The organism is uncultured Marinobacter sp., from assembly GCF_947488835.1.
Classification (GTDB): domain Bacteria; phylum Pseudomonadota; class Gammaproteobacteria; order Pseudomonadales; family Oleiphilaceae; genus Marinobacter.
In genome coordinates this window covers 1295766-1309986 of sequence record NZ_CANLBK010000001.1, presented here as the reverse complement: position 1 = coordinate 1309986, position 14221 = coordinate 1295766, and the positions used below count along the sequence as shown (strand labels likewise).

The following is a 14221-nucleotide window of genomic DNA, read 5'->3' as shown; positions in this document are numbered from 1 at the left end:
GAACCATTAACCAGACCATACCAAGCAAGCGCTTGGTTTGTAAACAGGTAAATGTCAGGTAGAATAGGCGTCCAGTTAAAGCCTTTGGATACGCCCGTGAATCAAGAAAAAATACTTCAGTCACTTATCGCCGATAACCTGGTGTCAGCATCAGACAGTGCCCGCGGACGGCTGCTTCGGGAGGCCGCGCGCCTGTTCCGTGAAAAAGGTTATGAGCGCACCACAGTGAGAGACCTGGCCGCTGCGGTGGGCATTCAGTCGGGGAGTCTTTTCCATCACTTCCGAACCAAAGAAGAAATTCTTAAAGCGGTTATGGTTGAAACGATCAGGCTGAACACGGCCGTAATGCAGGCCGCCATGGGTGAAGCGAAATCCAATCGGGAAAAACTCAGAGCACTCATAAGCGCAGAGCTGGAGTCCATTAATGGCCAGACGGGGGAGGCCATGGCCGTTCTGGTGTATGAATGGCGCAGTTTGTCTGAAGCCTCTCGGGCCGAGGTGTTGGAACTTCGGGATAGATACGAAGCCCTGTGGCTGGATGTATTGACCGGCCTTAAAGAAGAGGGCGCACTAAAAGCCGATCCATTTGTGGTGCGCCGCATGTTGACGGGTGCCCTTAGCTGGACCGTAACCTGGTATCGCCCGGATCGTGGTGGCTTGACCCGGGATGGGTTAACCGACCAAGTGGTGGCAATGCTTGGCATGGGCTAGCGCCGGAATTGGCGCTTTGTAGTGCCTGTATGCATTTTGTAAGTAAATTAATCTCAAGGTGTGCGCAGGCGTATATTTTCGAAGTTATTGTTTTAAGTCAAAATATCACCAAAAAGAACCGTACATTTCAGGCCATTGGCCTGATCGGCATGGGCCTGCCGGCAAACGAGCCATTTTTGTAGGACAGCTTTCAACGCACTCTTGCTTCCGGAATGACAGAACCAACTGCATTCCACCCAGATAAAAACAAAGCAAAGCAGAGTGACTTAACATGTCCATATTGGCAACGTATGCAGGTCGTCTTGCGGCGACGCGCAACAAACTGGTTTTATTGGCAACGGCAGTAATGTTTGCAGGGTGTTCCGCAAACCCCATACACAAAGTCACTGGGACTGTGCTGGCGGGTTACGCCGAGAGTGAAGCCACTCCTTACGTTATGCAGATGTCTGACCCTAAAATGGCCTGTGCGCTAGGGGAAGGCGTTGACCCCCTGATCTACTCCTTTTCGCGAATCAACGATGCGCCAGATACGAGCGGGTCGTTGTTGATGCTGTTAGCGGCCAATTGCATGGAGTACCGTGCGTGGGAGGCCGAACTTGATTACCTGCGGGCGGATTATGAAGGCGATGTGCCTTTAGCCAAAGACTCCCGCGAACGAGCCAAACGCTTATACGCCCTCACTGCTGAACGCCGCTTGATGGCTTTCAATAGAGCCATGGCAGCCTACGATTTCGACCCGGCCAAAGAACCCCTCGAATGCCCGTTCCTGTACAGCGAACAAGACGAGATTACGTTCCTTCTTGGCCTGTTGACTGGTTTGCAGGCCGTTGTAAATGATGCCAACTCAGGTGCCCGTGCCGGGATACCACGCAACATCGCTCCTCAGGCTGAGCGCGCAGCAACCTGTATTGATAACGAAAAAACAGGTGGGTTGCCCAATGCCGTTCGCGCCATGGTTTGGCTGCTACTGCCTGACACCCGCCCAGATTTGTCTCCCGATCCCTGGGAAGTACTCGAAAACAGCTCTGCTTTGGGCGTGAAAGGGGGCATGCGCGCGTCAATGGCACTCGAAGCTGTTGCCGCAGAAACTTTTGGGCGCACGGATGTTCTGGCTGACGTGATCCACCGCTTTGCAGAAGCTGACGACACTATCAAGGTGTGGGAAAAGTATCGCCTGGCTGACCATGTGGCTCGCGCCATCATCCAGTTTTCTTCAGACAAATACTGGACTGCCGAGTATGGCTATAGAACACCACAGGCGTTCTTCGGGAAAATGAGCTCTGAACGAAACAACGAAAACATTGAGACCATGAGCCTGGATGGCCTGCTCTGAGCAGGCAACTCCAGCGCCCATGGTCGGTCGCTTAATGAACTCACTATAAACACAAAAATGAACCGGAGATTGTTATGATCCGTAGATCCCTCACCGCTCTTACTCTTGCTGCCATCGCACCCCTGGCATCGGCCCAAACCGTGAAAATGTGTGTTTTCGATGTGATTGGCGCGAACGGTGACATGTTCAATATGGTTAAGGACTATGCGCTTGAGATGAAGTCGCACGGTGTAGACTTTGATCTGAAACCCTACACCGATGAGGGTGTTGCAGTGGGCGATTTCAACGCTGGCCAGTGCGATGCCGTTGCCGCAACCGACCTGCGCACCCGTCCATTTAACGGTTTTACCGGAACCGTTAGTGCTGTTGGCGCACTCCCGACCTACGATGACCTCGAAACGCTACTGGCGACGCTGGCGCAAGCTAAAGCGGCACCGCTAATGAAACAGGAAGGTTACGAGGTGCTAGGAATTGTTCCTGCAGGCGCCGGGTACTTGTTTGTTAACGACCGTAGCATGGATACCGCAGGCGCTCTGGCAGGCAAGCGAATGGCGACTCTGGACTACCAGAAAGACGCCATTCACATGGTGAACTACCTCAAGGCAACGGTTGTTCCTTCAGATATCACCAACTTTGCCGGCAAGTTCAATAATGGCTCTGTTGATACAGCTTACGCACCTGCTTTTGCATACGAAGCACTTGAGCTATACAAAGGCATAGGCAGCAAGGGTGGCATTGTCGATTATCCCCTGGCGCAGCTGACGATTCAGGTTATTGCTCGTGAAGGTGTTCTGGACGATCAGACCGCTCAGGCGTCCCGACAGGTTGCCTGGGGCATGTTCCCACAAGCTATGAACCTGATTAAAAAGCAGGAAGCGGCCATCCCTGAAGAAAAGTGGGTTCGTATTCCCGAAAAAGACATTCAGGGATATCAGGAAATGTTCCGCCAGAACCGGATTGAAATGCGCGACGGCCTGAACGGCGCGCCTGACGTGTACCACCCGAAAATGCTGGGCTTGCTGAGCAAAATTCGTTGCTCCAGTAATCCGTCCGCCTCGGAATGCACCTCGGAAAACCGGGAATAACAGGGCGGAATACGCATGAACTGGCAAGCGTTAACTGCCCCTGCTGTAAGAACTCTGTACCCCGTGCGGAAGATGCACGGGGCTATTCTGCTGTTGTTGCTGTTTGTTACCCTTTTGCTGGGAATGGGGAATTCTCTCCACTCCCGCCTGCTCTGGGTTGGCGAGCAGACATGGCCGAATTATTACTTGCTCAATCCAGATGCGATAGAGCCTTCATGTCGTATGGAAATGGATATTGAGGCAGAGGTCCGTAAGCGGGTAGACGCGTACAAGCCAGACCCCGACGACCTGTTTGATTCCCCGCCTAACCCGCAAGCCATTCGTACATCACTGGAACGAAACCTTGCACTGTGTGCTGAGAAACATGCTGCTTACCAGAGTAATCTTGAGCATGCGACGCCTGCGCTGGGTGTGTTCAAAGCCTTCGAGGGCGGGCTGGCGACGTTTCTGCTGGATAATATCGAGCTGACGAAGTACCTGTTCATTGCAATCTTTGCGATGGCGGCGGCAATAGCAGCCATGGATGCCGACCATATAGCGCTGCGGTTGCCCAGAAACCGGTCGGAGTGGCGATTGAGCCAAGCTGTGCAGCTCCTGGTCAATGGCATGATGGTGTTCTCCATGAATGCTTATCTGGGCCGGCTCGCCAGTTCGCCCGGGGCTGAATCTACGGTCATACTTCAGTATGCCTGGACGGGCGTGTTTGGCCTGTTCATGGTGATCAATGCCCTGCGATTTCTGAAAGTTCCCAAGCACGTAAGAGCGGGTGGGCTGGCGCTGTCTTCGGGTTTGGTGGTGCCGCTGTATTGCACCATGGGCCTGATTGCCATGGGCTACTTTTTCTTTGTAGATGGCTACGCTTCCGGGCTCGCGATCTACTTCGGCATGATGTCCAACCTGTCTTCGATGTTTATCAATATCGGACTCTATGTTCTGGTGGGTATGGTTCTGAAGCAGACTCGTTTGCCAGAGTTGCTGTTGAACGTAATCAAGCCATACAACCTGCCGGCACCCATGTTGGCTTCCGTCATTATCTTTGCGACGGCTTTCCCGACCGCCTTTACCGGCGCATCCGGCATCTTCATTCTTGCCGTCGGTGGCGTGGTTTACGATGAGTTGCGCCGGGCCGGTGCAGGGCGGCAGCTGGCACTTGCGACTACCGCAATGTCGGGAAGCCTTGGTGTGGTGCTGAACCCGTGCTTGCTGATTGTCGTCGTTGCGGCTCTGAACAAGGAAGTTACCACCACCGAAATGTACGGTTGGGGCTTCTGGGTATTCATAATGTCAGCCTCGTTGTTCTCAATCATCGTATGCAAAACGGAAGGTAACTGGCGGCCTCGCCCGGCTCCAGGTGCTTTCCGGGCATCGTTGCAACAGCTCAAACCCTTGATGCCCTATGTGGCCCTGGCTGTGGCTGTCATATTCACCATCTATGTGGTTCTGGGGCTGTCGTTCAACGAGTACAGTGCACCAATGGTCCTGCCATTGGTGATGCTTGCGCTGGTATTCCTTGATGCCGATAGCAGTAGCCGTGACGACAACGAATCTCGCGTACAGGCGTTCTGGGGGCGAAGCTGCGCAGCCGCCAGTGATTCGGCGGTGCACATTGGGGCTTTGCTGGCCCTGATTGGCTTCTCTATTTGCCTTGGAGGCATTCTTGAACGGTCTGATATTGTTCACGCCCTGTTCCCGGAACACCTGACCAGCCCGTGGCTTGCCATGCTTGTGATTGTGCTTCTGTTGACGGTGATTGGAATGGTTATGGATCCTTTCGGCGCTGTCATACTGGTATCGGCAACCGTAGCCCAGCCAGCCATACAGCTGGGCATCGATCCATTGCACTTCTGGATTGTATGTCTGGTGGCGTTTGAGCTGGGCTATCTCAGCCCCCCGGTGGCGCTGAACCATCTGCTTACCCGACAGGTTGTGGGGGAGAGTGAGGTGTTGGCAGCGGAGCGTGTTGGGTCTTTCTGGCATCGTTACGAGCGGTTGTTGTTGCCCGTAGCCGTCATGGGACCAACGCTATTGCTGGTGGCCTTTGTGCCGATGCTGTTCTACGCAATCTGAGCTTGCCACCTGCAACAAAAGCCACCTCCGGAATTTCCTGGGGTGGCTTTTTTTTATGCGCACCGCACCAGTGTGTTTGCGTATACTTGTAGCCAGATCAAAACAGAGGCTAGTGCCCATGCCGGTCATTCTAAACACAGCAACGCATTTCAGATATACCATGCTGGCCGCGCTGGTTGTGGCCTTGGGCGGCTGCGATGGGGGCTCTGGAAGTATTGAAATTAACCCGGCTAGCGTTGCGCTTTCGGGGAGTATTGCTATTGAGTCCGGAACCCGGGTAGACGCAGATGATGCAGACACTCTGGCATTGAGCTCTACTCCATTTTCCGGAACTCAGTCTTTACCCCAGGAGTTCATTCTTGCGGGGTATGTGAGCGTCGAGGCTGGAACCTATCCTTCCAAAGGCGGAAGGCCCAGTATTACCTATTCTCAGGACCCAGTTGATACTTATAGCCTGCCGCTGCACCCAAAGCAGAGTATCGCTCTTCAGCCATTTTCTGCCAGCGACGTTTCATCCCTGCTTACCTTGTCACTGCTCAGTGATGGCCGACTTGTTGAAAGCGTTTTTACTGGTAGCCAGTCTGTACCGATTCAAGTGACCTTGCCAGATACAGAACCTGCAGGTATCTATACCCTGAGGGTTGAGGCCTCTGGCCCTGATCCCATGCTATATATCCTTTCGACATCCGTGACAGGCAGTGCGCTGGCTACAGAGTTTGAGTGGCCAGATCATGATTTTGCAGACGCCGAGGCCATTGTTGTATTCAAGCAAGGGCAGGCATTCATGCGCTCAGTGGCGCCGGCAATGGGCGCGAACCTTTCAAGAGAGTTGGCTCCTGGAGTCTGGTTGGTTAATGCGCCGGCGCAGGCTGCCCGCAGCCGCACGGGGCAGGCGGAGGTGTCGACCTTGGAGTGGATACGCTCTCTAAAGAAGCGCACTGACGTTGCCTCGGCCACGCCCAACTACACAATGCGGGCGATGCAAACGCCAGTGAATGAGCCTCTGTATAACAACCCTGCAGTGGGGCAGCAGTGGCACTACGAATTGATCAATGCACCGATTGCTTGGCAGATAGCGCAGGATGGGGGGCTTGGTGTGATTGTCGCGGTGATGGATACAGGGATATTTGGAGCGCCAGGGAACTGGCATGGCGAGCTGAACGACAACATTGTCAGTGGCTGGGACTTTGTGTCCGAAGCCTTTGACAACGACGGTGTACCGGGTCGGGACGATAACCCTTCGGACCCCGGAAATGCGATTGGAGCCAGTGCTTACCATGGCACCCATGTGGCTGGCACCATAGCTGCTGTGGTAAACGGTGCCGGTGGAGCGGGTATTGCCTACAATGCCTCTCTGCGGCCTGTGCGGGTACTGGGTGAGGGAGGAACAGGCTCATCCGCTGATCTTCTGGAAGCTTTGCGCTGGGCCGTCGATCCAACTAGTCCGGAGCCTCGCGCCGATATCGTGAACCTGAGCCTGGGCGGACTTCCCTATCAGCCGCAACTTAAAGCAGCCATAGATGCGGGCGTCGCTCGTGGCATTGTTTATGTTGCTGCAGCAGGTAACTCGGCTTCTACAGCCGAATCTTATCCTGCTGCATACGACGGGGTGTTTTCCGTGAGTGCGGTTGATGGGGCAGGTGTGCTGGCAACTTACTCAAACTCCGGTAGCTGGATTGATCTGGCGGCACCCGGCGGCGACGCCAGCCGTGATGGTAACGCTGATGGCCGAAGTGATTTGGTGAGCAGCACCAGTGCCAGCCTCATAAATGGCACTTTGAAGGAGACTTACATTGGATTGCAGGGAACCTCTATGGCGGCTCCCCATGTGTCCGCTGTTTTCGCACTGATGAAGGGCCTTAATACAGGGTTGGATTACGGCAAGCTGAAGGCGCTGCTAGTGTCTGGAGAACTGACCTTTCAGGACTGTGGAACGCCGCCATGTTCTAAAAGGCCAGATGTGGGTTGGGGGCTTGTGGATGCAGGAAAAGCAGCCTTGGCAGCCTCGGCAGGCTTTGTACCAAATCTGTTAACTTCATCGCCAGCCATTGTAAGTTTGGCCTCAGAAGGCGCCACTTCCGCTAGCGTGAAATTGAGTGTGTATGGCCGAGATTCGAGCGATGTAACCATTGAATCTGTTTCTGTAAATGCACCTTGGGTGCAATTGGATTCAGCCCCCGTACCTGAAGATACAGGAACGGACTTCCTAATCACTTTAACCTTGCTTTCTGAACAGCTTGAGTCCGGGGTCTCTGCTCGATCGGTCATTGCTGTGGAATACAAAAGCGACCAGCTCCGCAGGTTGGAAATCCCGGTGATCGGCCAGCGGGTGACTGATCAACAAGCTCGTGACGCTGGCCGGCATTTTGTGCTCTTGGTAGATCCCGAGCCAGAGGGTGATTTTTACATGACGGTTGCACAGACAAGTGCAGTTGTAGATAACGGGCGCTATGCGTTTACCTTTGTGCCTGATGATGGGGTAGAGCCTAAAATGCTCAATGAAGTGCCGCCAGGTAGTTACATTCTGGTTGCCGGGTCTGACCTGGATAATAATGGCCTCATTTGTCATGCTGGCGAAGCATGTGCGGAATACCCGGTAGCCGGCCTCAGGCAAGAAATTACAATCAGCCCGGGGATGTCTGTTACGGGCATAGAAATGACAACCAGCTACTCTCGTCCGGCGGTATCTGCGGCTACGCCAGACATCTTGCCCCGCCCAGGATTCAGAGGCTACTCGCTTTTAAGCGAGTCTGAAGTGCCCGGTCCAGGCACCAACCCGACACTCAAAACAATCGGAGCTGAACGTTGATAGCAGTATGCAAAAAGGTAGGGTCAGGCGTGCCTGTGGTCATTTTGTTGGCCGGATATTTGTTGATGGCGGGCTGTGCATCTTCAGACGTTGTTGAAACCGAGCCCGGCGAGCTTTTGGCGCGACAGGTGATCCAGTCAGCTCATTGTGGCCTGAGCGGGCCCGGACTGGCTTATGTGCAGACTCCCGAACGATTGCAACAGTTACTTGATCTACCGGCTCAGAATATAGCTGTTCAGCAGTTACGACAGGTTAACCTTGAAAAAGAACATCTGCTGTTTGTCACCTTGGGTGAGAAACCAACCGGTGGTTACAGTGTTAGCCTGGTTTCGGCCAATGCTGAGAACACCAAGAGCCCTCTTCAGCTTTCCGTTGTCGTTCGCTCCCCGGCGCCGAGCACTATGACCACTCAGGTTATTACATCGGCCTGTGTGGTGGTGGCAGTTCCGTCGCATGATTGGCCGGAAATTCGGGTGTCAGGCATTCGGGACAAGGATCTGGTTTTAAATCCTTGAGGTTTCCTTTCCGGGTGCTAACTGCAATCAGCCGTTGATCTTTGGCCGCGAATCCATAAGCTATGGGAACGAATTTTTCTTCCTGCGGAGTCACGTCCATCCTATGAGTGAGCAACAATACAACGCCGATGCCATTGAAGTGCTGAGCGGCCTGGATCCAGTGCGTAAGCGCCCTGGCATGTATACAGATACCAGTCGCCCCAATCACCTGGCCCAGGAAGTCATCGATAACAGTGTGGATGAAGCCCTGGCTGGCCACGCTCGCCGCATCGATGTGGTGCTTTATACCGACGGATCCTTGAGTGTTGAAGACGATGGCCGAGGTATGCCAGTTGACCTTCACAAGGAAGAAGGACTCTCAGGGGTTGAGCTGATTCTCACCCGGCTCCACGCGGGCGGTAAGTTTTCTCAGGGTAACTACAACTTCTCCGGTGGTTTGCACGGCGTTGGGGTGTCGGTAGTTAACGCATTATCACGGCACCTTGAGATCAGCGTAAAACGCGATGGCCAACTCCACCACATGACGTTTGCAAATGGCGATAAGGCCACTGAGCTGGAAGTTATCGACACAGTTGGCAAGCGCAATACCGGTACGCGCATCAAGTTCACGCCCGATGCCAAGTATTTCGACAGCCCGAATTTTTCTGTGAGCCGCCTGCGCCACAACCTGCGCGCGAAAGCGGTGCTTTGTCCTAGTCTGACAGTAACCTTTACGCAGGAAAAAACCGGCGAAAAAGATGAGTGGTTCTATGAAGAGGGGCTCCGTGATTATCTGCGCTCTGCCTTGGTAGATGTAGAGGTGGTTCCTCTGGAACCCTTTATCGGGAGTTTTTCCAGCAAGAATGAAGCGGTTGACTGGGCCATTCAATGGCTTCCGGAAGGTGGTGAGGCGGTCATGGAAAGTTACGTGAACCTCATTCCTACCATTCAGGGAGGCACCCATGTAAATGGCCTGCGCACCGGCCTGCTCGAAGCCATGCGGGAGTTTTGTGAGTTCCGCAGTTTGTTGCCAAGGGGCGTTAAGCTCTCTCCCGAGGATATCTGGGAAAAAGCGGCTTATGTGCTCTCCTTTAAAATGCAGGAGCCGCAGTTTTCAGGGCAGACCAAAGAGCGGTTGTCGTCGCGGGAGGCTGCAGGGTTCATTTCCGGTGTGGTAAAGGATGCCTTCAGCTTATGGCTGAACCAGCATACTGATGTGGCTGAAGTGCTGGCGGAGCTGTTTATCAGCAATGCTCAGCGCAGGCTAAAGGCCAGCAAGAAGGTGGCCCGTAAAAGGGTAACTTCCGGCCCGGCGTTGCCAGGAAAACTGGCGGACTGCTCTGGTGGTGATACCGCTCGCTCTGAACTGTTTCTGGTTGAAGGGGATTCCGCTGGGGGCTCTGCAAAACAGGCCCGCGATCGTGAGTTTCAGGCGGTGATGCCATTGCGCGGTAAAATCCTGAATACCTGGGAGGTGGATTCCAGCGAAATTCTGGCTTCCCAGGAGATCCACGATATTGCTGTCGCCATAGGCGTAGACCCCAACTCGGATCAGCTTGGTGGCCTGCGTTATAACAAAATCTGTATTCTTGCGGATGCCGATTCTGATGGTCTGCACATCGCAACCCTGTTGTGCGCTCTGTTCCTCAAGCATTTCAGGCCCGTTGTTGCTGCAGGCCATGTGTTTGTTGCCATGCCACCGCTTTACCGTGTGGATCTCGGTAAGGAAACCTTTTATGCCCTCGACGAGCATGAGAAACAAGGAATACTGGATCGTATTGAAGCCGAAAAGCGCAAAGGCAAGATTTCGGTAACCCGCTTTAAAGGACTGGGTGAAATGAACCCCTTGCAACTCCGCGAAACCACCATGGCACCCGATACCCGTCGGCTGGTTATGTTGACCATTGAAGACGGCGACGACACAGACAGCCGGATGGATATGCTTCTGGGCAAGAAACGTGCGTCAGACCGAAGAGCCTGGCTGGAGGCATACGGCAATATGGCGGATGTCGGCGGCTAATTACCTTATATGCTATTTCGACCTATAAAAAGATGTAGTTATTCTTTTTAATTAATCTTCAGGCTCGCTATCCTGCCGGTTTTCTGATCGGGAAGAACCGTAATGGACTGGCAGGGATGGTTCGCGCTCGGCATGGCCGGCGCCGCGCTTGTACTTATGAGCTCAGGACGCTACGCGCCGCATTTGGTGCTGATGGTTGTGCTCATTGTGCTCAGTGCCAGTGGCATTATTTCGGCTGGCCAAGCCCTTTCGGGGTTTAGTAATACGGGTCTGATTACTGTCGTAGCTCTATTTGTAGTGGCCGCAGGCATTCATCATTCTGGCGGGGTTGATTTGCTGGTCAGGCACCTGCTCCGAAACCCCAAAACTGCTCGCTCAGCGCAAGCGCGCATCACGCTGCCAGTTGCACTGTTGAGCGGCTTCCTCAACAACACCCCCGTTGTGGCCACCATGATACCGGCGGTTCATGCCTGGTCCCGGAAGATTGGTATCGCGCCATCCAAACTGATGATTCCGCTCAGCTACTCCGCCATCCTTGGTGGCACGCTGACCATGATTGGCACCAGCACCAACCTGGTTGTTAACGGCCAATACGAACAGCTCACCGGCGACGCCGGGCTGTCCATTTTCTCTATCACCGCGGTTGGCTTGCCTGTGGCGGTTCTGGGAATCGCCGCAATCTTGCTGTTCATGCCGCGGGCACTTCCAAATCGGGAAGACCGGCATAAATTTGGCTCCATGAGAGAGTTTACTCTGGAAGTGGCAGTAGCCATTGATGGACCATTGGTGGGCAAAACTGTTGGTGAAGCGGGCCTGAGAGAGCTTGAGCGGCTCTACTTGGTTGAGATAGAGCGTGTTGGCAGCGTGGTGACGGCGGTGCCTTCTGAGGAGCGCCTGTGCGGAGGTGACCGCCTCGTGTTTGCAGGGGATACCCAGGCAATCTCCGATCTGCTTCGAATTAACGGGATTGTACCTTCGGAACACGCTGATGAACCCAGCCTGAGTCAGCATCGTGCTGAGCGCTGCTTAATGGAGGCGGCTTTGTCTCCCCAGTCAGAGGTGCTGGGATTGACCATCCGGGATGCGCGGTTCCGGGAGCGTTACGGGGCGGTTGTTCTGGCGGTCGCTCGAGGTGGGGCACGCGTTGCAGGCAACCTTGGCAATATTCGGCTCCGGCCCGGCGACGTGCTGTTGCTGGAGGCTCGGCCGGCGTTTGTAAGTCGTCAGCGTTATAACAAGGATTTTCTGCTTATTAATGATCTGGAAACTGAGGCGCCCAGGCACAACCGTGCCTGGCTGTCCTGGGGTATTCTGGTTGTGCTGGTGGGGTTGGCGGCCTGTGGCGTTCTCAGCATGCTGAATGCTGCTTTGCTGGGAGCTGCGCTGATGATTATGAGCGGCTGTTGCTCTGTAGGGCAGGCACAGAAGTCAGTGGACGTTCCGGTAGTGCTTACTATCGGGGCTTCCTTTGCGTTGGGTGCCGCATTGCAGGAGACAGGGGCGGCCACTTTCGTTGCAGGGGCTATTCTTGGCCTGAGCAAAGGGCATGTTCTGTTGGCTCTGTTCCTCGTCTATTGTTCCGTATCCGTGCTTACAGAGGTGATCACTAATAACGCGGCAGCTGTATTGGTCATTCCGGTAGTACTTTCAATGACCAGCACCATGGGGGTTCCGGCTGAGCCTTTTGTGATTGCGGTAATGATGGCAGCGTCGGCCAGTTTCGCTACGCCGTTGGGGTATCAAACCAATATGATGGTGTTCGGCCCGGGGGGCTATCGTTTCGGCGACTTTGTTCGTGTCGGTTTGCCAATGAATGTGTTTATTGGCCTGGTATCGGTGGCGGTGATTGCGATGGTGTATGGAATCAGCCCGGGTTGGTAGTCGCTACAGAGGTGCGTTTGCCAGAATGTCGCAGCAAAGCACTCGCTGTTTGTTGCGGTGGGTGAAACACAAGGACAGTGTTACGCACATATAAGCGCCCGTTACACACAGGTAGGGGGCGGTAACGTGAAGCTTGCCAGGCTGAGCCAGCGCCTGCCGGAGATACTGCTGCCGGTACCAATCTGCCTTGCTGGTACTTTCCAAAGGCTTGAAGCGCGGGTCCAGCCCCCGGGTTCCGGTGTCAGATATCAGAGTGTCTTCTAACTGAACCCCTTGGTCATCCGCAAGGTAACAGCGCGATACAGGGCCGTGATTCAACAGATCGTTGCACGCCGGGGCCATGGGGGTGTCAGCCTGCAGCAATTTAGTGGCATTCTGAAAATCGTTCCAGAAGAAATCCGCCAAATAGCGGGTCGGGTCCTGGGTGATTTGATGTCTCGCTTTATAGTCTTGCAGCAACTGCTCGAAATCAGTAGGTGCATTTGAGAGGCTGGTCAGATCCATACTGGGCCGGCAGAAGTAAAATCCTTGAACAAAGTCCACGCCGGCATCGATGGCAATCATCGCCTGATCGTTAGTTTCAACACCTTCCAGTAAGACCAAACATCCTGATTGATGCAGCAATGAAACAATGCCGTTCAGAATCTGTCGCGCCTTATGATCTTCAGTGGCCCGGGTTAGCAGTTTACGGTCCAGCTTCACTATGTCGGGTGACAAATTCCAGATGCGTTCAAAGTTTGAGTGTCCAGCCCCGAAGTCGTCAATGGCTGTAAGGCAGCCAAGCTTTCGGTAATAGGCGACGGTTTCGCGCAGACGGTCAGCGTCGTCGGTTGGCTGTTCAACAATCTCGATTACGATCCGGTGGGGTGGCAGCTTCGTCTTCGCCAGAAGGTTGCCGAAAAATGAATCTGTTTGGCTGCCGCTGGTAACAACCCGGGGGGAAACGTTGAGAAATAGCCAGTTGAGTTGGTCTTCGATGCCGCTGTAATTTTGTATGTGCAGGTATCGGCAGAGCCGGTCAAGCAGCAGGTTTTCCGCATCGGAAGAAGGTAATTCGAATAGATGTATAGGCAGAACGTTTGAAAGGTCCGGGTCTTGTGCCCGTATCAGCGCCTCGTAGCCAATGGTTCGTTTATGCGAAATGCTGTAAATCGGCTGAAGGGCCGTTTTCAAGGTAAGGCCCTGGAAGCGCGCGGTCCAAGAGTCGCCGTCTCTTTGGAGCATCTGCGATATCAGATCAACCTCGGGGTCCGTCAACGTTTCCGGGATGGCTGCTGGCTGCATAGTGTCTTTCGAATCATTGAACGAATGCATCAAGTGCTGCTGTAAAACGCACTTGAACGATCACTGACCAGTGTTGGCTATGAACAGAAAAAGCCAGAGTAAACTGATAGTTGGAGGAGGTTGCCAAAAAATGGATAGCATTACCACCGTTTCATGAATAAATCTGAAATAGGTTGTAAGCTTTGTGGAGTCTTTCGTTGTTGCAGGTGATTTTGGCGGCCCTTTAAAACAAGAGCCGCCGAATAATCAGTTGTTGCTCGGGATTACAACGGATTCGTCGAATTCGAGTTCCATGTCGTGCTCTCTATGTTTAATGTAATCCCCCTGAGGGGTGTTTAAAGTATGGAGTGAGTGTACTCAACACCCATAATTCGGCAATGCGTACAATCCGTATGCGACAAAAGTCAAGACCTTTTTTGAGTCGACCTTGGCTTGATCAAAATTTCTGATGATGGGGCGCAAAACATTCCGATTTCCTTTGAGGATGCGGCTTCCTATACTTCTATCCTCAAGTTTAAGCGTAGTTAGGGAGGCCGT

The 14221-nt window shown here is 53.8% G+C and carries 9 protein-coding genes; 8 read left to right on the top strand and 1 reads right to left on the bottom strand.

The genetic code is table 11. From position 1 onward, the window contains the following. Positions 1-96 precede the first annotated feature (96 nt). The 8 genes from Q0824_RS06010 (at position 97) to Q0824_RS05975 (ending at position 12400) form a co-directional block, all read left to right on the top strand. Positions 97-711: a TetR/AcrR family transcriptional regulator gene (locus tag Q0824_RS06010; RefSeq protein WP_298448459.1), complete on the top strand. Its 615-nt coding sequence runs from the start codon at positions 97-99 to the stop codon at positions 709-711. Between the two features lie 271 nt (positions 712-982). Next, positions 983-2044, top strand: a complete 1062-nt coding sequence (locus Q0824_RS06005; RefSeq protein ID WP_298448456.1) for a hypothetical protein — start codon at positions 983-985, stop codon at positions 2042-2044. 74 nt (positions 2045-2118) lie between these two features. Beyond that, positions 2119-3129, top strand: a complete 1011-nt coding sequence (locus tag Q0824_RS06000; protein WP_298448452.1) for a putative solute-binding protein — start codon at positions 2119-2121, stop codon at positions 3127-3129. Positions 3130-3144: 15 nt separating this feature from the next. Beyond that, complete coding sequence (locus Q0824_RS05995) at positions 3145-5196, top strand: TRAP transporter large permease subunit (protein WP_298448449.1); 2052 nt, start codon at positions 3145-3147, stop codon at positions 5194-5196. A 118-nt stretch (positions 5197-5314) separates the two neighbouring features. Then, the gene (locus Q0824_RS05990; protein WP_298448446.1) at positions 5315-8005 is read left to right on the top strand and encodes a S8 family serine peptidase; all 2691 of its coding nucleotides are present in this window, start codon (positions 5315-5317) and stop codon (positions 8003-8005) included. A gap of 29 nt (positions 8006-8034) precedes the next feature. After that, the gene (locus Q0824_RS05985) at positions 8035-8520 is read left to right on the top strand and encodes a protease complex subunit PrcB family protein (RefSeq protein WP_298448443.1); all 486 of its coding nucleotides are present in this window, start codon (positions 8035-8037) and stop codon (positions 8518-8520) included. Between the two features lie 103 nt (positions 8521-8623). Then, positions 8624-10519, top strand: a complete 1896-nt coding sequence (gene parE, locus Q0824_RS05980; protein ID WP_298448440.1) for a DNA topoisomerase IV subunit B — start codon at positions 8624-8626, stop codon at positions 10517-10519. A 102-nt stretch (positions 10520-10621) separates the two neighbouring features. After that, on the top strand, positions 10622-12400 hold the full coding sequence (locus Q0824_RS05975; RefSeq protein ID WP_298448437.1) for an SLC13 family permease: 1779 nt from the start codon (positions 10622-10624) through the stop codon (positions 12398-12400). Between the two features lie 3 nt (positions 12401-12403). Here the strand turns inward: Q0824_RS05975 and Q0824_RS05970 are convergent, their stop codons facing one another. Then, positions 12404-13714 carry an EAL domain-containing protein gene (locus Q0824_RS05970; RefSeq protein WP_298448434.1) on the bottom strand — a complete coding sequence of 437 codons (1311 nt, stop codon included), beginning with the start codon at positions 13712-13714 and terminating at the stop codon, positions 12404-12406. Positions 13715-14221 lie beyond the last annotated feature (507 nt).